Here is a 26366-nt window from a genome sequence, read left to right on the forward strand (position 1 = left end):
CCTTGCGAGCGGCTGATGGTGGAAGTTGCCTGCCTCCGGCACTGGCGCCGGCATCGGGTCACGTGCGCCTAGCGCTTGTCGTCGTTCTTGTGGCTCTGGCGGCCGGCCTGCGCGTGCTGTTCGGGCGTGCCGCCACGCGTACCCGCCGTGCCACCCTGATTGGCCTGGTTGCCCTGGCCGCCAGCGCCGCCGGAACCCTGGGCACCGCTCTGGCGGTTCCCGTCGTTCTTGTGGCTCATGCTGCCGGCCCGGCGTGCTTCCTCGGACGTGAATTCATGGGCGTTGCCCGAGGCATGGGCCGCCCGTCCCCCTTCGGAAGCGATTTCGCGCTGGCGCTGCGGGTCCATCGATGCGAAGCCGCGGTTGCTGGTATCGCCGCTCTGCTTGCTGCCCTTGCCGCCACCGCCTTGATTGGATGATGCCATGGTGATCTCCTGTGAATGAACATTGCACATCCTTTAAAAAACCTGTTCTCACGCCGGAAATGGCATGCAAGTCAAGTAAAGGAATGCCCATCTTAGGCCGATCGGCTGGACCTTTTTATAAGAACTGAGGAGAGAGCTTTGTAGGACAAACGCTCACCCAAAAGTAACACGACAGTAGCGCCATCTTACAATTCTTCATTCTGCGTTGCCCTGCAAACGCAGAGCGTTCCCGGCCGACACAAGGGTAAAATCGACTTCCTCCATTCCTACAAATTTTTCCGCCGAGGTCACCATGACGATGCAAGCCTTCCCCCTCCGCCTGCTGCCGGGCGACGACCTGCGCGGCGCCATCGAAACCGCGCTGGCGGGGCAGGACGCCGCCTTCGTGCTGCAGGGCATCGGCTCGCTGTCGGTGGTGCGCCTGCGCTTCGCCGGCCGGCCGCAGGCGGACGAATTCCGGGGCGACTACGAGATCCTGACGATTGCCGGCTCCGTCTCGGCAGACGGCGCGCACCTGCACATGTCCGTCTCGGATGCGGACGGATTGGTGCTGGGCGGCCACGTGGCGCCGGGCTGCATCGTGCGCACGACGGCAGAGCTGCTGGCCGCCACGCTACCCGGCCACGCGTTCACCAGAGAGCACGACCCCGCGACCGGCTATCCCGAGCTGGCGATCCGGGCCCGCTAGCACGCGTTCACCCGAGAGCACGGCGCCGCTAACGGCGATCCCGAACGGGCGATCCGGGCCCGCTAGCGCCGGGCGCGCAGCGGATCGAGCAGGCCGCGCAGGTTGTTGTGGTCGAGCTCGTACATCAGGGCCAGCAACGCACCCAGTTCGCCGCGCGGGAATCCTTCGCGCGCCATCCAGCCCAGGTAGTGGCCGGGCAGGTCGGCCAGCTTGCGGCCCTTGTATTTACCGTAGGGCATGTCGAGGAGGAGGAGTTTGCCGAGTGCTTCGCTGTTCATGATCGGTGATGATTGTTGCGGTGGAGTCAAAGATCTTCTGCCTGAGGACGGCTTTTTCCGGGCATCGACTTCCCGGATACTGCACCGCTCGACTTTAACAGGAGCAGCCATGCCCATCGCCCTGCTGGCGCTGACGATCAGCGCCTTCGCCATCGGCACCACCGAATTCGTCATCGTCGGCCTGCTGCCGACCATTGCCGCCGACCTGCAGGTTACGCTGCCATCCGCCGGCCTGCTCGTCAGCCTGTACGCCCTCGGCGTGGCGGTCGGCGCGCCCGTGCTGACGGCGCTGACCGGCAGGGTGCCCCGCAAGCTGCTGCTGCTGGCACTGATGGTGCTGTTCACTGCCGGGAACCTGCTGGCCTGGCAGGCGCCCGGCTACACCTCGCTGATCGCGGCGCGCATCCTCACGGGGCTCGCACACGGCGTGTTCTTCTCGATCGGCTCCACCATCGCCACCTCGCTGGTGCCGAAGGAGAAGGCGGCCAGCGCCATCGCCATCATGTTCACCGGCCTGACGGTGGCGCTGGTGACGGGCGTCCCGCTCGGCACCTTCATCGGCCAGCACTTCGGCTGGCGCGAAACGTTCCTGGCCGTGTCCGCGCTCGGTGTGATCGCCTTCCTGGGCAGCCTGCTGTTCGTGCCGAAGACGATTCCCCATGCCCCGCCGGCATCGCTGCTGGCGCAATTGCAGGTGCTCGGCCAGCCGCGGCTGCTGCTGGTGTATGCGATGACGGCCGTCGGCTACGGCGGCTCGTTCACCGCCTTCACGTTCCTGGCGCCGATCCTGCAGCGCGTGTCCGGCTTCGGCGAGAGCGCCATCGGCCTCGTGATGCTGGTGTACGGCGTGTCCGTCGCAGTAGGGAATATCTGGGGCGGCCGGCTGGCCGACCGCCGTGGTCCCATCGCCGCGCTGAAGATCATCTTCCTGGGCCTGGCCGCCGTGCTGGTGACACTCACGTTCACCGCGCCGCATCCGTGGCTGGTGGTGCTCACGGTGCTGCTGTGGGGCGCGGTCGCCTTCGGCAACGTGGCGGGCCTGCAGGTGTACGTGGTGCAGCAGGCGGAGCACTACACGCCCCGCGCGGTGGACGTGGCGTCCGGCCTGAACATCGCCGCGTTCAACCTCGGCATCGCCGGCGGCGCCTGGGGCGGCGGCGCCATCGTCGAGCATCTGGGCCTGGTGCACACGGGCTGGATCGGCGGCCTGGTGGTGCTGGGCGCGTACGGCCTGACGGCCTTCAGCGGCCGGCTCGACCGCCTCGACCCACGGCCTGCCACGGCAGCGAAGCCGGTGCACGTGGTGGCGCACTGAGGCTCAGTCCGGCAACAGCAGCAGGTGCTGGGTGGCCGTGTGAAAGTCGCGCCACACGCGGTTGATGGCCGTGTCGTCGCGCGCCGCCTGCAGTCCGCAGTAAGGATACAGGCAATCGACGGCGGCGCGGCAGGTAGCGACGAGTCTTAGCGAAGTGTCCTTCAGCGCCGCCGCATCGGGCGGCGTTTCGCACAGCACGTCCTCCCAGCCCTGGTCGAGGGCGGCGTAGAACGCGGCACGGTCTGTGGCCAGCGTGGTCTGCAGATTCTCCACCAACCTTGCGACAGAGGCTACCTCGATCACGGGCACACCGGTGCTGTGCTGGCGCCGTTGCGCCATCAGCGGCAGCGCCAGCGCGACGAAGCGGCCGGCCATGCCGAGCAGGTTCGCGGCCAGCGTCACATACGCGAGCGCCATGAACGGAAAGCGGTACAGCGGTCCGTCCGCCGTGGCGTGCGCCGCATCGATGGCGAAGCCGTGGCTGGCCGGCACGCGCGCACCATGCAAGTGGTAAGCATGCGAGGCGGAGGCGCGCATGCCGGTCGTCCCCCACGAGGCTTCGTGCGTGACCAGCGCAGCCGGCACGATGAAGGCGCGGATGCTTGGCTGGCCTTCGTCATCGCGCAGCACTTCGCCATCCGCGCGCAGGATGGCGTTGAGCGTGAAATGCGTGGCCATCGGCGCACCGCTGGCGTACTCCCAGCGGCCCGTGATCGCGAAGCCGTCATCCTGCACATTGGCGTAACCGGTCGGGGCGCCGCTGCCGGCGATGCAGACATTCGGCGTGGCCAGGATCTCGCGGGCCAGGGCCGGATCGAGGAAGCCGGCAAACCAGCCGGCGCCGGCGCACAGCGTGACGACCCAGCCCAGGCTGCCGTCCGCCGCGGCGATGCGTTCTTCCAGCCGCACGACTTCCGGCAGCGGCAGCTCGCCACCCCCGACGGCGCGGGGCGCCAGCATGCGCAGCCAGTCCTGCTGGTGCACCAGCGCCTGATGCGAGGGATGCAGCCAGCCCGCCGCATCGGCCGCGGCCAACGCTCCTTCGTCGAGCTCAATCATAGATGCGTTCCAGGCTGCCCTTGCCGAAGTATTTTTCGTATTCGGCCGCCGCGTTCACGTCCATCATGCCGGCGATATAGTCCAGCACCAGCCGTTCGCGCGGGTCCTGCAGGCAGCGCAGTTCCGGCGGCAGCAGCACATTGTCGCGGTTGTAGCGGCGGTCCGTGAGCACCTCGAACAGGCCGCGGATGATTTTCTCGCCCCGTTTTTCGTACAGCTGCACATCCTTCTTGCGCAGGATCGCCTTCCACAGCAGGCTTTTCAGGCCGGTGGCCAGCGATGCCATCGACCGGTAGCCCAGCTGCGGCCCGAACTTGCCGTCGACCACATCGATGTCGCGGCACAGTTCGTGGACGATCTGCGACGTCATCTCCTTGCGCAGCACGATCGAGTACTCCTCCGAGCTGGCCTGCGCTTCCGACTTCAGCGCCTCCTCGTGCGCGCCGTGCGCGATGCGCGAGAACGGCTCGAAGGCGGCGGCGAACTCGCGGCTGATGCGGAACTCGTGCAGGATCTCGCCCCAGGTGATGATGCCGAAGCTCATTGCGTCTTCCAGGTCGTGCGCCGCGTACGCGATCTCGTCGGACAGGTCCATGATCTGCGCGTCGATGCTCTTGCGGGACGTGATGCCGTGCCGGTCCAGTTCCGCCGTCAGGAAGGCGTAATCGTCGTCGTACAGGAATTTCTTCGGATTCTGGTCGCGGCGGTAGAAATACTTGGTGATGCCGGCCAGCGTGCGCACCGTCAGGTTCAGGCCCGCGTACGCGTGATGCTTTTTTTCCAGTGTGCGCAGGATGCGGAATGCCTGCGCATTGCCCTCGAAGCCGCCGAACTGCGTACCCAGTTCATCGAGGATGCGCTCGCCGTGGTGGCCGAAGGGCGGATTGCCCAGGTCGTGCGCCAGCGCGCTCGTCTCGGCCACCACGCTGCGCTCCAGGCCCAGGTCTGCCGCGATGGAGCGGGCGATCTGCGCCACTTCCAGGCTGTGCGTCAGGCGGTTGCGGTTGAAGTTGCTGGCATCGACGCCCAGCAGCTGCATCTTGCCCTGCAGCCGGCGGAACGACGAGGAATACAGCACGCGCGCGTAATCGCGCATGCATTCCTCGCGGCCCTCGCGGCCGTCCTGCTGCGCGTGGACGCGGTATTCGAGCGGCAGCACCAGCGCTTCCTGCGCGCGGGCGAACTCTTTGGTGGTGGCGGAGTACATGATGGGATTCCCTGTGGACGGTGCGATTCTAGCCGACCCGCGCCGCTGAGAGTATATTGCTGCCGGATTCAACTTCGCACCGGATGCACCATGTCGCCAGCCTTGCTTTTCTTCGTCGTCTTTGCCTACTTCGGGCTGCTGCTCGCCGTGGCGTGGGGCACCTCCCGCAATGCGGACAATGCCAGCTTCTTCATCGGGAACAAGCGCTCGAACTGGGTGCTGGTGGCGTTCGGCATGATCGGCACCACGCTCTCCGGCGTCACCTTCATCAGCGTGCCCGGCGCGGTGGGACAGAACGGCTTCGGCTACCTGCAGATCACCATCGGCTACGTGCTGGGCTACCTGGCGGTGACATATGTACTGCTGCCGCTGTATTACCGGCTGCAGCTCACGTCCATCTACCATTACCTGGACGTGCGCCTGGGCCGCCGTTCCTACCAGAGCGGCGCGACGTTCTTCCTCCTCTCGCGCACGCTGGGCGCCACCGCGCGGCTGTACCTGGTCGTGAACATCCTGCAGGCGACCATCCTGGACCGCCTCGGCATGCCGTTCTGGGTCACCAATTGCATCATCCTGCTGATGATCGCGCTGTACACCTACGAGGGCGGCGTGAAGACGATCGTCTGGACCGACACGCTGCAGACCACCGGCATGCTGCTGGGCCTGGGCACCTGCGTGTGGTTCCTGCTGCACACGCTGGGGCTCTCCGTGCCGGACAGCCTGGCGCAGATGGAGTCGGCCGGCCTGGCGCGGGTCTTCGACTTCAATGTCGACAGCCCCGGCTACCTGTGGAAGCAGATCGTGGCCGGCGCCTTCATCACCATCGCCATGACGGGCATGGACCAGGAATCGATGCAGAAGAATATCTCCGTGCGTACGCTGGCCGGGGCGCAGAAGAACATGCTGCTGCTGACGTTCATCCTCGTCTTCGTGCTGGCACTGTTCCTGTTCCTGGGTGGCCTGCTGCACCTGTACGCGGCCCAGGCCGGCATCACGGCCACGGGCGACAAGCTGTTCCCCACGATCGTCGTCGAGCACCTGCCGGCGGCGATGCAGCTGATCTTCTTCATCGCGCTGGTGTCGGCCCTGTTTCCCAGTGCGGATGGCGCCATCACGGCGCTCACGTCCTCCGTCTGCATCGACCTGCTGGGCGTGCAGCGGCGTGCGCTTCCCGAGGCGCAGCAGGTGCGCTGGCGCCACCGCGTGCACCTGGCGTTCTGCGCGCTGTTCCTGCTGCTGGTGATGGTGTTCAAGTGGATCGACAGCCCCAGCATGATCGGCGTGATCCTGAAGCTGGCCGGCTACACCTACGGCCCGCTGCTCGGCCTGTTCGCCTTCGGCCTCGTCACGCGCCGCGCCGTGAAGGATGGCTGGGTGCCGTGCATCGCGGTGGCCGGCCCGGTGCTGTGCGCGCTGCTGGAGCACTGGCAGGGGCTGTTCTTCGGCAGCTACCGGCTGGGCCTGGAGCTGCTGGTGGTGAACGGCCTGTTCGTGTTCATCGGGTTGTGGCTGGTCTCCACGCCGCAACAGCATGGCAGCGGAGCCGCCGCGGCGCCCGCGCTCTGATACAGTCTCGGTATTCATATTGACAAGGAGTAGCTTGTGTCGCGATCCGCTTTTTCCTATGTGCGCGGCGGCTTCGGCCGGGTGTGGCGCTTCATCGATGGAAGCCGCCGTGCCGTCATGAACCTGATCTTCCTGGCGATCGTGATCGCGCTGCTGGTGGCGATCTTCGGCGGCGGCGTCAAGCCGCTGGGCGAGAAGACGATGCTGGTGCTGAACCTGCGCGGCCAGCTGGTCGAACAGACGCCGGGCGGCGCCAAGCTGGCCGCGCTGGCCAATATCGGCGACGAGGACGGCCGCCGCTTCGTGCAGCTGCGCGACGTGCTGAAGGTGCTGGACAATGCCGGCCGCGATCCGCAGATCGGCGGCGCCGTGCTGCTGCTCGACGAGCTCGATGGCGGCGGGCCGGCCATGCAGCGCGAGATCGCCGGTGCGCTGGACCGCTTCCGCGCCACCGGCAAGAAAGTGGTGGCCTGGGGTTCCAGCTACAACCAGCGCCAGTACCAGATCGCCGCGCACGCCAGCGAGGTGTACCTGCACCCGATGGGCGGCGTGATGCTGGATGGTTACGGCAAGTACCGCACTTACTACCGGGATGCGCTGGACAAGCTGGGCGTGACTGTCAACCTGCTGCGCGTGGGTACCTTCAAGAGCGCCGCCGAACCGTTCATCGCCAACGGCCCGTCGCCCGCCGCGCTGGAGGCCGAGGCCTACCTGAACAACGACCTGTGGCAGCGCTACCTGACGGATGTGGAGACGGTCCGCAAGCTCCCCGCCGGGACTATCGCGCGCGGCATCGACAACCTGCCGGCGCTGATGCAGCAGAACGGTGGCGACCTGGCCAGGCTGGCCGTCGGCATCAAGCTCGTGGATGGCCTGAAGACGCGCGACGAGATCCGCACGCTGATGATGAAGCGCGGTTCGCTGGACACGGAAGGCAAGTCGTTCCGCCAGGTGAGCTATGACGAGTACCTGGCGCGGCTGCGCCCCGCGCTGACGGGCGATGCGATCGGCGTCGTGATGGCGGTCGGCGAGATCGGCGACGGCGTCGCGGCCCCCGGCTCGATCGGCGGCCTGTCGACGTCGAACCTGATCCGCATGGCGCGCGAGGACAGCAGCATCAAGGCCATCGTGCTGCGCGTCGATTCGCCCGGCGGCAGCGCGTTCGGTTCGGAGCTGATCCGCCGCGAGCTGGAACTCACGCGCGCGGCCGGCAAGCCCGTCGTCGTCTCGATGGGCAACCTGGCGGCATCGGGTGGCTACTGGATCTCGATGGCCTCCGACGAGGTGATCGCCGATCCGTCCACGATCACGGGTTCGATCGGCGTGTTCGCGCTGATCCCGACCGTCGACAAGGCGCTCGACAAGGTGGGCATCCACAGCGGCGGCGCACCGACCACGTGGCTGGGCGATGCAGGCGACCCAACGCGCCCGCTCGATCCGCGCTTCGCGCAGGTGATGCAGTCGTCGATCGACCACGTGTACGGCGAGTTCACGCGCAAGGCCGCGCAGGCCCGCAAGACCACGCCGGAGAAGATCGATGCGGTGGCGCAGGGCCGCGTCTGGACCGGTGCGCAGGCGCAGGAACGGGGACTGGTCGACACCTTGGGCAGCTTCGGCGACGCGCTGCGCGCCGCCGCCCGCCGCGGCAAGCTGGGCACCGATGCGCGCGTGGTCTACATCGAACGCGAATCGTCCAAGTTCGACAAGCTGATCGAATTCTTCGGCGGCTCGACTGCGATGGCCTCGATCGACGCGATGGTCGACAAGGCCGTGGCACGCCAGGCAAAGGCGGTGCTGGCACCGACCGGCATTCCGCTCGGCGTGGCGGGGCAGGTGGTTGGCGAGATCAACTGGCTGAACGAGATGGCCGCGCAAAGGAAGCCGTTCACGGTCCTCACGCACTGCATGTGTACCCCGGCGGAATAAGCTGCCGACGGCCCTTCGCTGGTGTCTGGCATCTTCCTCGGCCAGTCCTTTGCCGGCATCGTTGGCTGTGCCGGAGGAAGGGGTCAGTCACCGGTTTGTTGCGAGAGGAATCGCCTCTTCAAGCGCCTCGAGCGGCAGGCCAACACCGGTGTCTGGCACCTTCCTCGGGAACAGCCTGCGGTCTCGATAAAGACCGGGCGAGGAGGGTGCCAGAAGCCAGGCCTTCACCGGCGGTGGTGCCGAATGCAAGACGGGGCGGCGCGGTCCACACTACTTCGTTAGTGCCGTCCTCGCCGCCGGCTTCAGGATCGCATCGGCCTTTGCCAGGTCCTCCTTCGACAGCCGCGGCGCTACTTCCTTCAGTGCGGCGCCGGCATTCGGATGGCCGCTGGCCTGGGCGAGGCTGTACCACACGTAGGCCATCGACAGGTCCTTCGGGCCGCCTTCGCCGGTGCTGGTCATCACGGCCAGGTTGAACATCGCATCCCGCTGGCCGCCCATCGCGGCGGCGTTGAACAGTTTGCGCGCGGTGGCCGGGTTCTTCTCGACGATTTCGCCCGTATAGAAGTAGGTGGCCAGCGCGTTCTGCGCGGCCGGCACGCCTTTCACGGCGGCGTCCTTGTAGAAGGCGATGGCGCGCTGCTGGTCCGGTGCCACGCTTTCGCCCAGGTCGTACATCCTGCCCGCCGCATACTGCGCGCCCGCGTGACCCTGTTTTGCCGCGGCGGCGAACCAGGCGCCGGCCAGCTTCAGGTCCTTCGTCACGCCATCCTCGCCCGTGTAGTAGGCCCTGCCCAGCTGGTACATGGCCGGCACGTACCCGGCCTCCGCGGCTTCCTTCAGGTACTTCACCGCCTTCGATGGATTCCGCTCGCCGGCAAAGCCGGACAGGTAGCCCAGGCCCAGCATGCTGGTGGCGGGCACGTAGCCGGCGTCCGCTGCGAGCTCGTAGAATTCGCGGGCGGCGCGGGCATCCTTGCGCACGCCGGCGCCGGCCAGGTGCAGTTTTGCCAGCAGCATCGCCGCCTCGGCGCGTTCGCTCATGGCCGATGGATCGCGCGGATCGAACTTCATCCGGTCGCTCGGCGAGAAGCGTGCATCGGTGACCTTGCGCAGCCAGGTGACGGCCTGCGTGGTGTCGGCCGGCGTGCCCAGTCCCTGCAGCGTCATCTTGCCGATCATCAGGGCGGAGATGTCGTAGCCCAGCTTGTTGTAGTTCTCCCTGAACTTCGCCATCGCCTCCTTGTAATCGCCCTTTTCGTAGGCGGCGATGGCCTGGTCGAGCGTCTTGTCCTTGCGCGCGATGTAGTTGCGGCCGGCGGCGAAGGCACGGTCGGCACCGGAGCACTTGACGGCGGGCGCCATCGGATCGACAGCAGCCGTCTCCGCGGGGGCGCCGGTGCCCGGCATGGTGTTGTAGGCACCCGACTCGGCGTCGCCATAGGGAGACGAGTCGCGCAGCACTTCGGGGCCGGGCGCGCCGGCGCTGGCGATGGGGTTGGCGCCATCTGCCCGCAGGTTGAAGTCGCGCATGTAGTTCAGCACGATGTCGTCCTCGTTCGGGTTATAGGCCGACATGAAGTTGCAGGACGAGGCGTACTTGCGTCCCAGGACCCTGCTCCTGGCGGCGAGGAATTCGCTGGCATCGGCGGCCTGGCGCTTGCCAGAGACGGTGACCGATGGCGTGGCGGCCTGGGCTTCCTGCTGCTGCGCGCTGGCGGGCTGCAACAGCAGGAGCGCGGGCAGGACCAGCGTTCCGGCGATACGGTTCAATGCGAGCATGGCGTCTCCTGATTGCCCTGGTACTAAAATTCTAGTTATATCCGGGCAATGTATCAGGAATGTGTGCGCATCGAAAAAATCAGCGCGGTGAGTGCTTCAGAACGCCGGCTGCGCGACGGCCAGCCGCGAGAAGCTGGCGATGCTGGCCACGGCCGCGAAGGCGGCGCCGGCGGCCAGCGCATAACTGGCGCCATGTGCGCTCGACGCGGTGAAGCAGTAGGCCACGAGTGCCGCACCGCCGCCCTGGCCCAGCAGCCGCGAGATGGCCACCACGCCGCTGGCGCCGCCGGCCCGTCCCGGTGGGGCGCTCGTCATGATCGCCTTCAGGTTGGGGGCCTGGAAGAAGCCGAAGCCCATGCCGCACAGCGCCATGCGCCAGCCGATGTCGAACGCATCGGCGGCGAGGGGCAGCTTCAGCATCGCCACCATGCCGGCCGACAGCAGCGCCAGCCCGATGCCGCCCAGCAGGCCGGGGGCGTAGCGGTCGGACAGGCGTCCCGCCACGGGCGCCATGATCGCCACCATTACGGCCCATGGCGTCATCAGGAAGCCCGTCTCGATGGGCGAGCGGCCCAGCGTCGTCTCGAAATAGAATGGCAGCGACACGAAGGCCAGCGATTGCGTTGCGAAGGTGCAGATCGACGTGAGCGACGACAGCGCGAAGAGGGGACGGCGGAACAGGTCCACCGGCAGCAGCGGCGCCGGGTGGCCGGCCTCGCGCCGCAGCAGCAGCGCGAACAGCACGGCTGCGGCTAGGGCCTCCGGCACCAGGCGCTCCCAGCTCTCCAGGTGGGCGCAATCGCCCAGGAACAGGATCAGCAGCGCAAACGCGCCCACGTTGTACAGGCTCGCAAGCCGGTCGATGCGGTGGCCGGACAGCTTCGTCGCCGGCAGGAAGCGCCGCGCCACGAAGAAGGCGAAGATGCCGGGGATGACGTTGATCCCGAACAGCCATTCCCAGGAGGCCGACGCCAGGATCAGCGAGGCCGTCGTCGGCCCGATGGCAAACGCCACCGCCACGACGAGGGAGTTGAAGCCGAAGCCCCGTCCGATCATCTTGGCCGGGAACACCGCGCGCAGCAGGGCCGTGTTCACGCCCATCAGCGCCGCGCCGCCCACGCCCTGCAGCAGCCGCGCCGCGATCAGGCTGGGCAGCGACCACGCCAGCGCGCAGCCCAGCGATGCAATCGTAAACAGGGCCAGTCCCCACACGGCCACGCGCTTGTAGCCGACGACTTCGCCCAGCGCCGCCAGCGGCAGCAGCGTGGCCACCATCGCCAGCTGGTAGACGTTGATGATCCACACCGACTCGGCCGGCGTCGCGTGCAACTGCGCCGCGATGCCCGGCAGCGCTGTGTTCGCGATCGCCGTGTCCAGCGACGCCATGCCCACGCCGAGCGCGATCGCCAGCATCGCCCAGCCCCGCGGCCCCGGCGGCAGGCCGTCCTGTTGTTCGAGTTCCTGCGGCGTCATGGGGACTTTCGTCATGCAAAACCGGAATTATAGGTCGCCCCCGCAATCCGCGCCTACGGCCGAGCTCGTGTCACCCTGTGGGGTCAGGCGTAGTGACACGCACTCAGCCGTAGCCAGAAAGCGGCGCGAAAAGCCAATGAAAACAATGTGTTGTGAATCCACCCAGCGCTAGTGATCAGCTCGTGTCACTACGCCTGACCCCATGGTGGGACACGAGCTCGGCTGTGGCGATGAGTGCGAGGGCGAAGGAAATTTGTAGCGAGTTTGTATCGGGCAGGGTGATCGAGCGGGGCAACGGGATGCGCCGTGGGCCGCGCCAGTTCAGGCGGTACGGACCGCCGGCGCGGTCGTGGGCGCACGTAACCTATTGTTTCTGCCTGTAAAAGCAGGCAAACCGGCACCGGTCGTGCATTTCGCTGTGATAGAGTCGTTTTGATAAAAATCGTTACTCTATTGAACAAAATATAAGGACCAAGCGATGACATCGCCAGTAGCGCCCCCGACTTCGCCCTCCAAGCCCCGCCGCCGTACCCGTCTCATCGGAACCGTCATTGCCCTTCTTGCCATGGTCGCCCTCGGCTGGCTGGCCTGGCACCTGACGCACCGTCCCGCCGCGGAAGGAGCTGGCGGACCCGGCATGGGCGGCCCCGGCGGACCGGGCGGTCCTGGCGGTGGCGGCGGTCCCGGCGGTCCGGGCGGCGGCCGGCGCGGTGCGACGACGGTCGGCGTGGCCACGGCGGAAACGGCGAACCTGCCCGTCACGCTCGATGCGCTCGGCACCGTCACGGCGGCGGCAACGACCACCGTGCGTCCGCAGGTCTCGGGCATCCTGCAGAAGGTGCTGTTCAAGGAAGGGCAGCTGGTCAAGGCCGGCCAGGTGCTGGCGCAGATCGATCCGCGCCAGTTCGAGATGGCGCTGCTGCAGGCCACCGGCCAGCGGCAACGCGACGAGGCGCAACTGGAGAACGCCCGCCTCACGCTGGAACGCTACCGCACGCTGCTCACGCAGGACTCGATCGCCCGCCAGGATGTCGACACGCAGGCCGCGCTGGTCAAGCAGCTGGAAGGCACCGTGATGACGGACCGCGCGGCCGAAGGCACGGCGCGCCTGAACCTGGGTTACACGAAAGTAGTGGCGCCGATTACCGGCCGCGTGGGCCTGCGCGTGGTCGACGTGGGCAACCTCGTCACCTCGGGTGATACCAACGGCCTGGCGGTCATCACGCAGCAGTCGCCGATCGACGTCGAATTCGCCATCCCGCAGGACCGCGTGCCGGACATCATGGGCCGCGTGGCCACCGGCGCCTCGCTTGCCGCGCAGGCCTACGACCGCACCCGCACCGATGTACTGGCGACCGGCCGCTTCGCCGCGCTGGACAACCAGGTCGACACGGCCACCGGCACCGTGATGGCCAAGGCCCGCTTCGACAACGACAGGATGACGCTGTTCCCCAGCCAGTTCGTCAACGTGCGCCTGGAAATGCGCACCATCCAGAATGCCGTGCTGGTGCCGGTCACGGCCCTCCGCCATGGCAGCACGGGCGACTTCGTCTGGGTACTGAACAACGACCGCACCGTGTCGATGCGCACGGTCACGCGCGGCCAGGCGACGGTCGACAAGGTGCAGATCGCCACCGGCCTGAAGGTGGGCGAGAAGGTCATCACGGAAGGCGCCGACCGCCTGAAGGATGGCGCGGCCGTCGTCCTGCCGGGCGACAAGCCGAAGGCGGGCGGCCAGGGCGCACGCGGCCAGCACAGGCGGGGACAGGCCGGCCAGGGCGCCAGCGATTCCGCCACCGCGCAAAGCGGTCCGCCGACCGGTGCGAACACCGCGCCGGCCGCAACCCCCGATGTCGCACCGGGCGCCGTTGCCACCGACGCGTCGAAGATGCGCCGCCACCGCACGGATGGCAGCACGCCGGAACGCGAGATGCCTGAAGGCGGCGGCCACAGCGCGCCAAGCGCCGCCGATGGCCGCAGCACCGCGCCGGGCGTGGGTCGCACCACCGAACAGCCGGCAGCCGCACGATGAGTCCATCGACACCATTCATCCGCCGCCCCGTCGCCACGTCGCTGCTGATGCTGGCGATCGTGCTGGCGGGCCTGGTGGGCTTCAAGCTGCTGCCGCTGTCCGCATTGCCGCAAGTCGATTTCCCCACCATCCAGGTGCAGACGCTGTATCCAGGCGCCAGTCCGGAAGTGATGGCGCAGACGGTGACCGCGCCGCTGGAACGCCAGTTCGGCCAGATGTCCGGCCTGCAGCGCATGAGCTCCACCAGCGCCGCCGGCGTCTCCATCATCACGCTGCAGTTCGGCCTGGGCCAGACGCTCGACGTGGCCGAGCAGGAAGTGCAGGCCGCGATCAACGCGGGCGGCTCGCTGCTGCCCACGGATCTGCCGGCGCCGCCCGTCTACGCCAAGGTCAATCCGGCCGATGCGCCCGTGCTGACGCTGGCCATCACGTCCGACACGATGCCGCTGACGGAAGTGCAGAACATCGTCAACACGCGCCTGGCCCTGAAGATCAGCCAGGTCACCGGCGTGGGCCTGGTCTCCCTCTCGGGTGGCCAGCGGCCCGCCGTGCGCATCCAGGCCGACACGCTGGCACTGGCCAGCTACGGCCTCGGTCTCGACACGCTGCGCACCGCCATCACGAACGCCAACGCCAACAGCGCCAAGGGCTCGTTCGACGGCCCTACGCGCTCGTTCACCATCAACGCGAACGACCAGTTGCTGACCGCCGCCGATTACCAGAGCCTGATCGTCGCCTACAAGAACGGCGCACCGGTGCGTCTCACCGACGTGGCGAAGGTCGTCGACAGCGCCGAGAACATCAAGCTGGGCGCCTGGGCCAACATGAAGCCGGCCATCATCCTGAACGTGCAGCGCCAGCCGGGCGCCAACGTGATCGCCACGGTGGACGCCATCAAGGCACGCCTGCCCGAGCTGCAGGCCGGCCTGCCCAGCGCGCTGCGCGTCGACGTGCTGAGCGACCGCACCACCGGCATCCGCGCTTCCGTCGAACACGTGGAGATCGAACTGGTGCTGGCCGTGCTGATGGTGGTGCTGGTGATCTTCCTGTTCCTGCACGATGTGCGGGCGACCGTCATCGCCAGCCTGTCCGTGCCGATCTCGCTGATCGGCACCTGCGGCGTGATGTACCTGATGGGCTACAGCCTGAACAACCTGTCGCTGATGGCGCTCACGATCGCCACCGGCTTCGTGGTCGACGATGCGATCGTCATGATCGAGAACATCGCGCGCTATATCGAGGAGGGCGAAACGCCGATGGCTGCCGCGCTGAAGGGCGCCAGCCAGATCGGCTTCACCATCATCTCGCTGACCGTGTCGCTGATCGCCGTGCTGATCCCGCTGCTGTTCATGGGCGACGTGGTGGGGCGCCTGTTCCGCGAATTCGCCGTCACGCTGTCGATCACGATCCTGATCTCCGCCGTGGTGTCGCTGACGCTGGTGCCGATGATGTCCGGCCGCTGGCTCAAGTCGCACCATGACGACAAGCCGAACAGCTTCGGCGGCCGGGTGCAGCACTTCTTCGACTGGGTGATCGGCCACTACGACCGCTCGCTGCAGTGGGTGCTGCTGCGCCAGGGGCTGACGCTGGTCGTCGCATTGGCCACGCTGGTGCTGACCGCCGTGCTGTACATGCTGATCCCGAAAGGCTTGTTCCCCACGCAGGACACGGGCCAGCTGCAGGCCCGCATCGAAACGGCGCAGGCCGTATCGTACGACCGCATGGCCGAGCTGCAGCAGCAGGCGGCGCGCGAGATCCTGAAGGATCCGGACGTGCAGTCGCTCAGCTCCCTCGTCGGCGTGGATGCGGCCAACAACACGATGCTCCACACGGGCAGCATGCTGATCAACCTGAAGCACGATCGCGGCGACCAGCCGGAGATCATGGAGCGGCTGCGGCAGCGCGTCGCCAACGTCGCCGGCGTGCGCATCTACCTGCAGCCGACCCAGGACCTGACGATCGATGCGGAGACGGGTCCCACGCAGTTCCGCGTATCGATCGAAGGCGCCGACACGGCCACCGTCACCGAGTGGGCCAACAAGCTGGCCACGCAGATGGCGAAGAAGGCGCAGCTGCGCAACGTGGTATCCGATGCCGGGGCCACCGGTGCCGCAGCCTACGTCAATATCGACCGCGACACTGCTTCTCGTTTATCCATCACGGCGTCGGCCATCGACGATGCGCTGTACAGCGCATTCGGCCAGCGCATCGTCTCCACCATCTTCACGGAGACCAACCAGTACCGCGTGATCCTCGAATCGGCCCCGGGCCTGCTGACCACGCCGCAGTCGCTGGGCGACCTGCAGATCCGCACCGGCGGCGGCAGGCCCACGCCGCTGTCGGCCGTCGCCGAGATCGTCGAGAAGCCGGCGCCGCTGCAGATCACGCACGTGGCGCAGTATCCGGCCACCACGCTCGGCTTCGATACGGCCGATGGCGTGTCGCTGGGCCGCGCCGTGGAATCGATCCGCGAGGCGGCAGACGAGATCAAGCTGCCCGGTGCCGTCACGCTGACCTTCCTCGGTGCGGCGGGCGCCTACCAGGCGTCGCTGACCAACCAGCTGTGGCTGATCCTGGCAGCGGTGGTCTGCGTGTACATCGTGCTGGGCGTGCTGTATGAAAGCTATATCCATCCGCTGACGATCCTGTCCACGCTGCCCTCGGCCGGCGTCGGCGCGCTGCTGGCGCTGATGGTGTTCGGCCAGGACCTGGGCGTGATCGGCATCATCGGCATCATCCTTCTCATTGGTATCGTGAAGAAGAACGCCATCATGATGATCGACTTCGCCATCGAGGCCGAACGCGATGGCGGCAAGCCGCCGCAGGAAGCGATCCACCAGGCGGCGCTGCTGCGCTTCCGGCCGATCCTGATGACGACCTTGGCGGCGCTGTTTGCCGCCGTGCCGCTGATGCTGGGCTTCGGCGAGGGCGCCGAGCTGCGCCGGCCGCTGGGCCTGGCCATCTTCGGCGGCCTGCTGGTAAGTCAGCTGCTGACGCTGTACACGACGCCGGTGATCTATCTCGCCTTCGACCGCCTGGGTCAGCGCTTCGGCAGGAAACCTGACCAGCGCGCAGGCGACCAGGATCCACGTCACAGCGCCGACGGAGCCGTGTCGTGAACCTGTCCGAACCGTTCGTCCGCCGTCCCATCGCCACCGTCCTGCTGACGATCGGCCTGGCGCTGGCCGGCATTGCCGCGTTCTTCGTGCTGCCCGTGTCGCCGCTGCCGCAGGTCGATTTCCCCGCCATCTCGGTGAGCGCCAGCCTGCCGGGCGCCAGTCCCGACACGATGGCCAGCAGCGTCGCCACGCCGCTGGAGCGAAGGCTGGGCGTGATCGCCGGCGTCAACGAGATGACGTCCAGCTCGTCCAGCGGCTCGGCGCGCGTCAACCTGCAGTTCGACCTGAACCGCAATATCGATGCGGCCGCGCGCGAAGTGCAGGCGGCCATCAATGCCTCGCGCGCCGACCTGCCGGCCACGCTGAAGAGCAATCCGACCTACCGCAAGATGAATCCGTCCGATGCGCCAGTGATCATCCTGGCGCTCACGTCGCCCACCCGCACGCCGGGCCAGGTGTACGAGGCCGTGTCGAACATCGTGTCGCAGAAGCTGGCGCAGGTGAAGGGCGTGGGCGACGTGGAGATCGGCGGCGGCTCGCTGCCCGCCGTGCGCGTGGAGCTGCTGCCCTACCAGCTGAACCAGTACGGCGTGTCGACGGAAGACGTGCGCGCCGCCATCCAGGCCACCAACGCCAACCGGCCGCGCGGCGCGCTGGAAGGCGAAGGGCGCCGCCTGCAGATCTACTCGGCGCCGAGCACGGCGACGGGCGGGCGCAGCGCCGCCGACTACCGCGACCTGGTGGTCGCCTGGCGCAACAACGCCGCGATCCGCCTGCGCGACGTGGCCACCGTGGAGGACGGGCCGGAAAACAAGAACACGCTCGGCCTGTTCAATGGCCAGCCGGCCGTGATCGTGCTGATCACGCGCCAGCCGGGCGCCAACATCATCGAGACGGTGGACAGCGTGCGCGCGCTGCTGCCGCAACTGCGCGAGCAGCTGCCGCAGGACATCACGGTCTCCGTCGCCTCGGATAGCACCAACTCGATCCGCTCGTCGCTGCACGAGATCGAGGCCACGCTGGTGATCTCCGTGGTCCTGGTGGTGCTGGTGGTCAGCGCGTTCCTGCGCAGCGCCGTCGCCACGATCATCCCGGCGATCGCCACCATCGTCTCGCTGCTGGGCACCTTCGGCGTGATGTATATGTTGGGCTTCTCGCTGAACAACCTGTCGCTGATGGCGCTGACGGTGGCCACCGGCTTCGTGGTCGACGATGCCATTGTTGTGCTGGAAAACACGGCGCGCCACGTGGAGGAGGGCATGGACCGCTTCAAGGCCGCGCTGCTGGGCGCCCGCGAAGTGGGCTTCACCGTGCTGTCGATCAGCCTGTCGCTGGTGGCCGTGTTCATTCCGCTGCTGTTCATGGGCGGCCAGGTGGGCCGGCTGTTCCGCGAGTTCGCCGTCACGCTGTCGGCCGCCGTGATGATCTCGCTCGTCATCTCGCTGACCACCACGCCGATGATGTGCGCCTGGCTGCTCAAGTCCGAAAAGGACCGCAAGCCGCCCGGCCGCATCTCGCGCGCGTTCGAACGCTCGTTCCTGTGGATGCAGCGGGTCTACGAGCACGCGCTGGACTGGGCGCTGCACAGCGTCTGGCTGGTGATGCTGATCCTCGTGTTCGTCATTGGCCTGAACGTGTTCCTGTTCGCCGCCGCGCCGAAGGGCTTCTTCCCGCAGCAGGACACGGGCCAGATCCAGGGCGGCATGCGGGCCGACCAGAGCATTTCGTTCCAGGCCATGCAGCAGAAGCTGCGGCAACTGGTGGACATCATCCGCAAGGATCCGGCAGTCGACACCGTCGTCGGCTTCACGGGCGGCTCGCGGGCCGGTGGCGGCTTCATGTTCGTCAACCTGAAGCCGGCGTCGGAACGCACCGAGGCCGGGCAGGCCGTGATCGCGCGCCTGCGGCCGCAGCTGGCCAAGGTGACGGGCGTGTCGCTGTTCCTCAATCCCGTGCAGGACCTGCGCATGGGAGGGCGGTCCAGCAATTCCACTTACCAGTACACGCTCAAGAGCGATAACCGGGCGGACCTGAAGAACTGGGCGTCGAAGCTGGCGGACGCGATGAAGAACCAGGTGGAACTCACCGACATCGACACGGACCAGCAGGACAACGGCGTCGAGACGTTCGTGACGATCGACAAGGAGACGGCATCGCGGCTGGGCATGAGCGTGAAGGATGTCGACAACGCGCTGTACAACGCCTTCGGCCAGCGCCAGGTCGCCACGATCTACGATGAGCTGAACCAGTACAAGGTGGTGATGGAAGTGGCGCAGCAATATGCGCAGAGCCCGGAAGCGCTGCGCGACGTGTACGTGCCGAGCAAGGCGGCCGGCACGGTGAGCACAAGCACGAGCACGAGCGGCACCGACGTGAGCACGACCGCCGGCGGCACCAACGCGTCCACCAACAATGCGCAGGGCCAGCGCGACACGTCCACGGGTGCCGCGCTGTCCACGGCGGCGGCGCCGATGGTGCCCCTGTCCGGCATCGCCAGCTTTGCCGAGAGTTCCACGCCCACCTCCGTCAACCACGAGGATGGCGAGCTGTCGACGACGATCTCGTTCAACCTGGCCGAAGGCGTGAGCCTGGGCGAAGGGCAGGCCGCCGTGAAGCAGGCCGAAGCCGACATCGCCATGCCGAACAATGTGCGCGGCAGCTACGCGGGCCAGGCCAAGCAGGCGGAGGAATCGAACAAGCAGCAGCCTCTGCTGATCCTGGCCGCCATCGTCGTCATCTACATCGTGCTGGGCATCCTGTACGAAAGCCTGGTGCACCCGGTGACGGTGCTCTCGACCCTGCCGTCGGCCGGCGTGGGCGCCGTGCTGGCGCTGCTGCTGTTCCGCATGGAGTTTTCCATCATCGCCCTGATCGGCGTGTTCCTGCTGATCGGGATCGTGAAGAAGAACGCCATCCTGATCATCGACTTCGCGCTGGAAGCGGAGCGGGCACGGGGCATCTCCGCCATCGAGGCGGTGCGCGAGGCCTGCCTGCTGCGCTTCCGCCCGATCCTGATGACGACGCTGGCCGCCGCGCTCGGTGCGCTGCCGCTGGCGATCGGTTTCGGCGAAGGCTCGGAACTGCGCCAGCCGCTGGGCATCGCCATCATCGGCGGCCTGGTGGCCAGCCAGCTGCTGACATTGCTGACCACGCCGGTCGTCTACATCCTGATGGACAAGCTGCGTTCGCGCGGCGCCGAAGAACAACAACTGAGCCGCACCCATGCCGGGGACGCGGCCGTGACCACGCCATGAAACGATCGATGAACTTACGCTACAACGTCTTTGCATTAGCTGCCATCGCCGCCCTGAGCGCCGGCTGCGCGGTCGGCCCGAAGTATGAAGTGCCCACGTCCGCCGCCAATACGGTGCCGGCCACGTTCAAGGAGCAGCAGGGCTGGACCCAGGCGGCGCCGGCCGATGCGCTGGAGCGGGGGCCGTGGTGGACGCTGTTCGGCGACCCCGTGCTCGACGAGCTGGCCGCCAGCATCGAGGTGAACAACCAGAACGTGGCGCTGGCCGCCGCCCAGTATGCGCAGGCGCGCGCCGTGGTCGCCGAGCAGCGCGCATCGCTGTTCCCGACCGTGAGCCTGGACGGTAGCGGCACCCGCTCCGGCGGCCGCGGCACGGGCCAGACGGCCAACAACTACCGCGTCGATATCGGCGGCAGCTGGGAACCGGACATCTGGGGCCGGCTGCGCGCCGGCGTGACGGGCGCGCAGGCCAGTGCCCAGGCCAGTGCCGCGGAACTGGCGTCGGCGCGGCTGTCCGCGCAGGGCGAGCTGGTGGCCAACTACATCGGCCTGCGCCAGGCGGACGTGGAAAAGCAGATCTACGATACGACGACGGAAGGCTACGAGCGCGTGCTGCAGATCACGCAGAACCGCTTCGATGCCGGCGTCACCGCGCGCTCCGACCTGCTGCAGGCGCAGACGCAGCTGGCCAGTGCCCGCGCCGACCAGCTGACGGCGATCCGCCAGCGCGCCGTGTACGAACACGCCATCGCCGTCCTGCTGGGCAAGGCGCCATCGGAATTCTCGCTGGCGCCGGCACCGTGGACGGTGACCGTGCCGGAAGTACCGCTGGGCGTGCCGTCCACGCTGCTGCAGCGCCGGCCCGACATCGCCGCGGCGGAGCGCCGCGTGGCCGTCGCCAACGAGAACATCGGCATCGCCCGCGCCGCCTATTTTCCTTCGCTGAACCTGTCCGCCTCCTACGGCTACGGCAGCAGCTCGGTGGGCGGCCTGTTCAACGCATCGAACAACCTGTGGTCGCTCGGTCTGTCCGCTGCGCAGACGCTCTTCGATGCCGGCGCCATCGCCGCCCGTGTCGAGCAGACGAAGGCGGCGCGGGACGCCACCATCGCCCAGTACCGCCAGACGGTACTGAACGCCTTCGCCGACGTGGAAGACCAGCTGGCCGCCACCCGCGCGCTGGCCGCACAGCAGGAACTGCGCCGCCAGGCCTCGGAAGCGGCCGACCAGGTCGAACAGCAGATGATCAACCGTTATCGGGCCGGGCAGGTGAACTACACCGAGGTCGTAAACGCGCAGGTGACGGCGCTGTCGGCGCGCCGCGCGCTGATCCAGGTGCAGGCGGACCGGCAGACCACCGCGGTAGCTCTGATACAGTCGCTGGGTGGCGGCTGGAGCGCGGGCGGGCTGCAGTAGAAAGGGAGTAGAAAGGGGATAGGCACCCATTTTCGGGCAACACACGTGTTGCTCGAAAATAGGTGCCTGTCCCCGATGCCGTCAATCCATCCCGCGCTTGCCCGGCGCCCAATATGCCTTGGCATGCCGCCGCCCGCCATGCAGGCCATGCTGGCGCAGCGCGCGTCCCATCTGCTGGATCGAGCCGGCCTGGCCGGTCAGGATGATGCCGGCGTTCGCATGCGCTTCCAGCAGCGTCGCCATGCGCGATTGCAGCCCGGCCAGATGGCCGCCGTCGGCGCGCCGCACGCCAATCACCGCATCGCCGATACCCAGCCGATCGCACACCGGCCGCACTGCCGTGTCGTCCGACACCTCCAGCAGCGCGTGGACCTCCTCCTGCGCATCCTTGCGCAGCGCTGCGACAAGGCCCAGCGACGTCTCGTCGCCGAACACGACCAGGGGGCCGTCCTCCGGCGCGATCGAGCGGCGCGGCCCGGACACGATGCAATCGTCGCCCTTGCGCAGCGCCCGGGCCCACTGCGTTCCCGGCCCTTCGCCATGCAGGTACACGAGGATGCGCGTGCGCCCATAGGTGGCATCCCAGTCCATCGGCGTGTAGGTGCGCTGGGTCCAGCCGCCCAGCTGGACCTGGATCTTGTCGCCCGGTGTCCATGCCGCATTGCGCAGCGCGTCGCCGCCCAGCGTGACGAGGCGGAAGGCCGGGCCGGCTTCCTCGATGCCGGTGATCTTCGCGCGCCGCGTGAACAGCTTGAGGAGCGCCGATTCGAGCAGGCCGGCGCGGGGTGGGGTGTCGTTCATGTTTCGTCTCCGGTGGTGGTCAGAGGTCGGGATTCGTCGGCCGGGCTTCGGCATCGCCGCGGCGCGCACGGCGGCCCCAGTGACCCCGGACGTGTTCCTTGAACGCCGCACGCTCCTCGGCACTCATGCGTTCCCAGCGCCGGTGGTGCTTCCAGCGGCCATGGCCGCCGCCGCCGAACAGGATCTTGCACAGTGCCAGCAGCGCCAGGGCGTGCCAGTAGCCGATCACCTTCGCGCCGTCGAACAGGGCCGGCATCAGCCAGTTCCACAGCACCATCACCAGCCACACGACGGCGGCCAGCAGGGCGATCCAGACGATCGCTTTCAACAGGATTCTCGCAGCGCCGTGGCGCCGCTTGGAGTGGGTCTTCATCGTGGTGCTTTCAGTCGTCGTCATCGTAAAAAGGTTGCAGGCGGGCGCGCAGGTGCAGCACGGCGCGCCGCTTCCAGCCCAGCAGCGTGTTGACCTTGATGCCATCGCGCTCGGCCAGTTCGTTGAAGCTCAGGCCCTCCAGTTCATGCGCGATGAAGACATCGCGTTCGTTGGCGGGCAGTTCCTCCAGCGCGGCGACGATCGCGTCCAGCAGCACCGCCCGCGTGTAGGCCGCTTCCGGACCGTCGTCGGAGGAGGGCAGGGCGTGATCGAGGAAGCTCTCGTCGGCGGCATCGATCATGGCTTCCGGCAGCGCTTCCTCGCGCTTCTTGCGCACCCGGTCGATGATGCGGTTCTGCGCCACCCGCGCCAGCCAGGCGCCCACCTGCTCGATCGGTTCGGGCAGGCTGCAGGCGCGCACGAACTCGTGCAGCACGTCCTGCAGGATGTCCTCCGCATCGCCCGGATCGGGTACGCGGCGGCGGATGAAACCGAACAGGCGCTTGCGTTCGCGCGCGACGGTCTCGGTGATGCCTGGTCTGTGGTCTGTCATCAGGGGCGGGAATGGTTTCTCGGAAGGGGACAGGCGCCCATTGTCGGGCAACCCCTGTGTTGCCCGAAAATAGGTGGCTGTCCCCGATGTTGTCGTGTCCATGCAAGGTAAGACGGATCACGCGCCGGAATATTGTGACGAAATCCCGTCCGCAGGCAAAAACCGCCTTCCGGTGCGCGCACAAAGGCATTTCCAGGCCGTGGGCGCGGTTATATACTTGCGTCGCTTTTCACAACCGAGGACATACCTTGTTCAAACAACTCGCACTGCCGGCCACCCTGCTGGCCGCGCTGTCCGGCATGACCGGTGCCGCACACGGCGACGAAGGCCAGTGGCAACCCCACCAGCTGCCGCAACTGAAGGCTGAACTGAAGCGCATCGGCATCCGCATTCCCGCCGAACAGCTGGCCGACCTGTCGAAGAAGCCCATGAGCGCCATGGTGTCGCTGGGCGGCTGCTCGGCGTCGTTCGTGTCGCCCGATGGCCTGGTCGTGACCAACCACCACTGCGCCTACGGGGCGATCCAGCGCAATTCGAGCGCGGAGAAGAACTACATCGTCAATGGCTTCCTGGCCAGGACCCGTGCAGAGGAACTGCCCGGCGGTCCGAGCACGCTGGTGTACGTGACCGACAAGGTGGAAAACGTCACGGACCGCGTGCTGAAGGGCCTCGACAACGTGGGCGGCAAGGCGCGCCACGAACAGATCGAGAGCCGCGTGAAGGCGCTGGTGGCCGAGTGCGAGACGGACAAGTCCTACCGCTGCGCCGTGCCCGCGTTCCATCGCGGCCTGGAGTACTACCGCATCCGCCAGATGATGATCCGCGACGTGCGCCTGGTGTATGCGCCGGCGGACATGATCGGCAACTACGGCGGCGACATCGACAACTACGAATGGCCGCGCCACACGGGCGACTACTCCTTCCTGCGCGCCTACGTGGGCAAGGACGGCCGTCCCGCCGATCCGTCGCCGGACAACGTGCCGTACAAGTCGAAGGACTTCCTGGTGCTGTCCGCAGAAGGCCTGAAGGCGGGCGATCCGATCCTGGTGGCCGGCTACCCGGGCCGCACCAGCCGCTACAAGCTGCCGAGCGAGATCCGCTTCGCGCGCGACACGTCGTATCCGGCCGCCGTCGCCGAATTCCAGGCGGACCTGGACACGATTGCCGCAGCCACCAAGGGAAGCAAGAACGACGAAGTGCGCTACGCCTCCGTGGTGAAGTCGATCAACAACCGCATGAAGAAGACGCAGGGCCTGCTGGACGGCTTCGCGCGCAAGGACATCGCCGCCATCAAGGACGTGCAGGATGCCGAGTTCCGCGCCTGGTATAAAACGAGCTCGACCCGGTCACAACCGAACGTGTCGGCCGCCATGCTGGCCGAGCTGGATGCCGCGATCGCCGCCGACATGGCGCTGGAGCAGCAGACCTTCGCCTGGAACGTGGCCACCAACTCGGACCTGTTCAAGTCCGCGCGCTCGCTGTACCGGCTGGCGCTGGAGCGCAAGAAGCCCGATGCGCAGCGCGAGTCCGGCTTCCAGGACCGCGACCTGGCGATGATCAAGGCGCGGCTGACGCGCCTGGAGCAATCGTACGTGGGCGGTGTCGACCAGGCCCGCTTCACGGCCGGCCTGCAGCGCTACGCGAAGCTGCCGGCGGCCTTCCATCCGCAGGGACTCGACGCGCTGCTGCCGAAGGCGGCGGACGTGCCGGCCCTGTACCAGCGCAGCAGGCTGGGCGACACGGCCACGCGCCTGGCGCTGCTGGACGCCGATGCGGCCACGCTGGAACGGTCGGACGATCCGTTCATCCGCCTGGCCGTGCAACTGAACGATTTTGCGCTGGCGCTGGAAGAGCGCTCGAAGGAATCGGAAGGCAACCTGGAAAAGGTGATCCCGCAGTACATGAGCGCCGTCATCGCATGGAAGAAGTCGCAGGGCAAGCCGGTCTACCCGGACGCCAACTCCACGCTGCGCGTCACGTTCGGCACGGTGGACGCCTACTCGCCGAAGGACGGCATCTCGAAAGGCCCGTTCACGACCGTGGAAGGCATCGTCGAGAAACACACCGGCAAGGACCCGTTCGATGCGCCGGCGAAGCTGCTGGAGGCGATCAAGGCCAAGCGCTACGGCCAGTTCAAGGATCCCGTGCTGGGCACGGTGCCGGTGGACTTCCTGTCCAGCGCCGACACCACCGGCGGCAACTCCGGCTCGGCCATCGTCAACAGCCGCGGCGACCTGGTGGGCCTGAACTTCGATTCGACCTATGAATCGATCACCAAGGACTGGTACTTCGACACGGCCATCACGCGCGCCATCCACCTGGACATCCGCTACATGCTGTGGGTGATGAAGGAAGTCGACCATGCCGACAACCTGCTGCAGGAAATGACGATCCGCTACCCGAAGAAGTAATCCGCTACGGTCGAGGCCGTGTCACATGGGGTCAGGCACCGTGACACGGGCTCTGCAGTGAATTCCTGTCCTGGTGCCTGGCACCGTGACTCGGGCTCTGCAGTGAATTCCTGTCCTGGTGCCTGGCACCGTGACACAGGCTCAGCAGTGAATTCTGTCCTGGTGCCTGGCACCGTGACTCGGGCGCTGCAGTGAATCCGAAGCCGCCGTCCGCGAGGAGGGCGGCTTTTTTACTGGTGCAGCAGGTCGAGCGTGGCCTGGTCGGGCAGGCCGTCGTAGAAGCTGTCCAGCGCGGCGGAGAAGAGGGTGCCGTCAGCGGCGGCCGCCGCGAACAGCGTCATCGACGAGCGGAACTTCAGCGCATCGACGTGACCGAGGATCACGCTGGCCGGCGTGCCGGCATGCTCGTTGACGAGCGCCGTGCATTCGCGCAGCCGGCTCCCCAGCAGCGGGTGGGCCAGGTAGGCGCGCGCTTCGCCCAGCGACGCCACGCCGTAGAAGCGGCTGGCCTCCGAGCGGCCCAGGGCAGCGAGCTGCGGGAAGATGAACCACATCCAGTGGCTGGCCTTGTGGCCGGCGCGCAGTTCGCGCAGGACATTGCCGTAGACGCCCTGCTGGGCGGTGATGAAGCGGTCGAGATCGAATTGCATGGCGGCTCCGTTTGCTCGGATAGTCGTGCATGCAGTGTA

Annotated in this window: 19 protein-coding genes; 9 read left to right on the forward strand and 10 right to left on the reverse strand. The window is 67.3% G+C overall.

Annotated elements, in window-relative coordinates; translation table 11 throughout:
• Positions 1-68 precede the first annotated feature (68 nt).
• On the reverse strand, positions 69-425 hold the full coding sequence (locus tag IP91_RS11805; RefSeq protein WP_145649152.1) for a KGG domain-containing protein: 357 nt from the start codon (positions 423-425) through the stop codon (positions 69-71).
• A gap of 298 nt (positions 426-723) precedes the next feature.
• Here IP91_RS11805 and IP91_RS11810 point away from each other — a divergent pair, with 298 nt between their 5' ends.
• Positions 724-1113 carry a PPC domain-containing DNA-binding protein gene (locus IP91_RS11810; protein ID WP_145649302.1) on the forward strand — a complete coding sequence of 130 codons (390 nt, stop codon included), beginning with the start codon at positions 724-726 and terminating at the stop codon, positions 1111-1113.
• 62 nt (positions 1114-1175) lie between these two features.
• On the opposite strand, the gene IP91_RS11815 is transcribed toward IP91_RS11810, so the two are convergent.
• Complete coding sequence (locus IP91_RS11815; RefSeq protein WP_145649153.1) at positions 1176-1391, reverse strand: DUF3820 family protein; 216 nt, start codon at positions 1389-1391, stop codon at positions 1176-1178.
• Positions 1392-1500: 109 nt separating this feature from the next.
• On the opposite strand from IP91_RS11815, the gene IP91_RS11820 reads away from it, so the two are divergent.
• On the forward strand, positions 1501-2706 hold the full coding sequence (locus IP91_RS11820) for an MFS transporter (RefSeq protein ID WP_145649154.1): 1206 nt from the start codon (positions 1501-1503) through the stop codon (positions 2704-2706).
• A gap of 3 nt (positions 2707-2709) precedes the next feature.
• On the opposite strand, the gene IP91_RS11825 is transcribed toward IP91_RS11820, so the two are convergent.
• Both IP91_RS11825 and dgt read right to left on the reverse strand, forming a co-directional pair.
• Entirely contained in the window at positions 2710-3765 is a 1056-nt protein-coding gene (locus IP91_RS11825) for an acyl-CoA dehydrogenase family protein (RefSeq protein ID WP_145649155.1), read from the reverse strand.
• Positions 3758-4972, reverse strand: a complete 1215-nt coding sequence (gene dgt, locus IP91_RS11830) for a dGTP triphosphohydrolase (RefSeq protein WP_145649156.1) — start codon at positions 4970-4972, stop codon at positions 3758-3760. The genes IP91_RS11825 and dgt overlap by 8 nt, the downstream gene beginning before the upstream one ends.
• A 90-nt stretch (positions 4973-5062) precedes the next feature.
• Here dgt and IP91_RS11835 point away from each other — a divergent pair, with 90 nt between their 5' ends.
• Complete coding sequence (locus IP91_RS11835) at positions 5063-6538, forward strand: sodium:solute symporter (protein ID WP_145649157.1); 1476 nt, start codon at positions 5063-5065, stop codon at positions 6536-6538.
• Between the two features lie 36 nt (positions 6539-6574).
• Positions 6575-8464 (forward strand): signal peptide peptidase SppA, encoded by a 1890-nt coding sequence (gene sppA, locus IP91_RS11840; RefSeq protein ID WP_145649158.1) that lies wholly within the window; start codon positions 6575-6577, stop codon positions 8462-8464.
• A gap of 270 nt (positions 8465-8734) precedes the next feature.
• On the opposite strand, the gene IP91_RS11845 is transcribed toward sppA, so the two are convergent.
• Both IP91_RS11845 and IP91_RS11850 read right to left on the reverse strand, forming a co-directional pair.
• Positions 8735-10246 (reverse strand): tetratricopeptide repeat protein, encoded by a 1512-nt coding sequence (locus IP91_RS11845; protein WP_145649159.1) that lies wholly within the window; start codon positions 10244-10246, stop codon positions 8735-8737.
• 96 nt (positions 10247-10342) lie between these two features.
• Positions 10343-11734, reverse strand: coding sequence for an MFS transporter (locus IP91_RS11850; RefSeq protein WP_199754576.1), 1392 nt, complete (start codon positions 11732-11734; stop codon positions 10343-10345).
• Between the two features lie 463 nt (positions 11735-12197).
• Here IP91_RS11850 and IP91_RS11855 point away from each other — a divergent pair, with 463 nt between their 5' ends.
• The 4 genes from IP91_RS11855 to IP91_RS11870 are packed head-to-tail and all read left to right on the forward strand — an operon-like array spanning position 12198 to position 21539.
• Positions 12198-13751 (forward strand): efflux RND transporter periplasmic adaptor subunit, encoded by a 1554-nt coding sequence (locus IP91_RS11855; RefSeq protein WP_145649160.1) that lies wholly within the window; start codon positions 12198-12200, stop codon positions 13749-13751.
• On the forward strand, positions 13748-16870 hold the full coding sequence (locus IP91_RS11860; protein ID WP_145649161.1) for an efflux RND transporter permease subunit: 3123 nt from the start codon (positions 13748-13750) through the stop codon (positions 16868-16870). The genes IP91_RS11855 and IP91_RS11860 overlap by 4 nt, the downstream gene beginning before the upstream one ends.
• Positions 16867-20124 carry an efflux RND transporter permease subunit gene (locus IP91_RS11865; protein ID WP_145649162.1) on the forward strand — a complete coding sequence of 1086 codons (3258 nt, stop codon included), beginning with the start codon at positions 16867-16869 and terminating at the stop codon, positions 20122-20124. The genes IP91_RS11860 and IP91_RS11865 overlap by 4 nt, the downstream gene beginning before the upstream one ends.
• An 8-nt stretch (positions 20125-20132) precedes the next feature.
• On the forward strand, positions 20133-21539 hold the full coding sequence (locus IP91_RS11870; protein WP_229474274.1) for an efflux transporter outer membrane subunit: 1407 nt from the start codon (positions 20133-20135) through the stop codon (positions 21537-21539).
• Between the two features lie 81 nt (positions 21540-21620).
• Here the strand turns inward: IP91_RS11870 and IP91_RS11875 are convergent, their stop codons facing one another.
• The 3 genes from IP91_RS11875 to IP91_RS11885 are packed head-to-tail and all read right to left on the reverse strand — an operon-like array spanning position 21621 to position 23266.
• Entirely contained in the window at positions 21621-22340 is a 720-nt protein-coding gene (locus tag IP91_RS11875) for a siderophore-interacting protein (protein WP_145649164.1), read from the reverse strand.
• A gap of 19 nt (positions 22341-22359) precedes the next feature.
• Positions 22360-22713 carry a hypothetical protein gene (locus tag IP91_RS11880; protein WP_145649305.1) on the reverse strand — a complete coding sequence of 118 codons (354 nt, stop codon included), beginning with the start codon at positions 22711-22713 and terminating at the stop codon, positions 22360-22362.
• 10 nt (positions 22714-22723) lie between these two features.
• On the reverse strand, positions 22724-23266 hold the full coding sequence (locus IP91_RS11885) for an RNA polymerase sigma factor (RefSeq protein ID WP_145649165.1): 543 nt from the start codon (positions 23264-23266) through the stop codon (positions 22724-22726).
• 248 nt (positions 23267-23514) lie between these two features.
• Here IP91_RS11885 and IP91_RS11890 point away from each other — a divergent pair, with 248 nt between their 5' ends.
• Positions 23515-25677: a S46 family peptidase gene (locus IP91_RS11890; RefSeq protein WP_371860615.1), complete on the forward strand. Its 2163-nt coding sequence runs from the start codon at positions 23515-23517 to the stop codon at positions 25675-25677.
• Between the two features lie 230 nt (positions 25678-25907).
• Here IP91_RS11890 and IP91_RS11895 read toward each other — a convergent pair whose 3' ends face one another.
• Complete coding sequence (locus tag IP91_RS11895; RefSeq protein WP_145649166.1) at positions 25908-26327, reverse strand: DUF1810 domain-containing protein; 420 nt, start codon at positions 26325-26327, stop codon at positions 25908-25910.
• Positions 26328-26366: the final 39 nt, after the last annotated feature.

The sequence above is a fragment of the Pseudoduganella lurida genome (assembly GCF_007830455.1).
GTDB classification, from domain to species: Bacteria; Pseudomonadota; Gammaproteobacteria; order Burkholderiales; family Burkholderiaceae_D; genus Rugamonas; species Rugamonas lurida.

Coding starts and splice junctions, on each gene's coding strand:
- IP91_RS11815 (WP_145649153.1), bottom strand. CDS start 1,391: ATGAACAGCGAAGCACTCGGCAAACTCCTCCTCCTCGACATGCCCTAC.
- IP91_RS11895 (WP_145649166.1), bottom strand. CDS start 26,327: ATGCAATTCGATCTCGACCGCTTCATCACCGCCCAGCAGGGCGTCTAC.
- dgt (WP_145649156.1), bottom strand. CDS start 4,972: ATGTACTCCGCCACCACCAAAGAGTTCGCCCGCGCGCAGGAAGCGCTG.
- IP91_RS11875 (WP_145649164.1), bottom strand. CDS start 22,340: ATGAACGACACCCCACCCCGCGCCGGCCTGCTCGAATCGGCGCTCCTC.
- IP91_RS11850 (WP_199754576.1), bottom strand. CDS start 11,734: ATGACGAAAGTCCCCATGACGCCGCAGGAACTCGAACAACAGGACGGC.
- IP91_RS11835 (WP_145649157.1), top strand. CDS start 5,063: ATGTCGCCAGCCTTGCTTTTCTTCGTCGTCTTTGCCTACTTCGGGCTG.
- IP91_RS11820 (WP_145649154.1), top strand. CDS start 1,501: ATGCCCATCGCCCTGCTGGCGCTGACGATCAGCGCCTTCGCCATCGGC.
- IP91_RS11810 (WP_145649302.1), top strand. CDS start 724: ATGCAAGCCTTCCCCCTCCGCCTGCTGCCGGGCGACGACCTGCGCGGC.
- IP91_RS11855 (WP_145649160.1), top strand. CDS start 12,198: ATGACATCGCCAGTAGCGCCCCCGACTTCGCCCTCCAAGCCCCGCCGC.
- IP91_RS11860 (WP_145649161.1), top strand. CDS start 13,748: ATGAGTCCATCGACACCATTCATCCGCCGCCCCGTCGCCACGTCGCTG.
- IP91_RS11870 (WP_229474274.1), top strand. CDS start 20,133: ATGAACTTACGCTACAACGTCTTTGCATTAGCTGCCATCGCCGCCCTG.
- IP91_RS11880 (WP_145649305.1), bottom strand. CDS start 22,713: ATGAAGACCCACTCCAAGCGGCGCCACGGCGCTGCGAGAATCCTGTTG.
- IP91_RS11805 (WP_145649152.1), bottom strand. CDS start 425: ATGGCATCATCCAATCAAGGCGGTGGCGGCAAGGGCAGCAAGCAGAGC.
- IP91_RS11845 (WP_145649159.1), bottom strand. CDS start 10,246: ATGCTCGCATTGAACCGTATCGCCGGAACGCTGGTCCTGCCCGCGCTC.
- IP91_RS11885 (WP_145649165.1), bottom strand. CDS start 23,266: ATGACAGACCACAGACCAGGCATCACCGAGACCGTCGCGCGCGAACGC.
- IP91_RS11825 (WP_145649155.1), bottom strand. CDS start 3,765: ATGATTGAGCTCGACGAAGGAGCGTTGGCCGCGGCCGATGCGGCGGGC.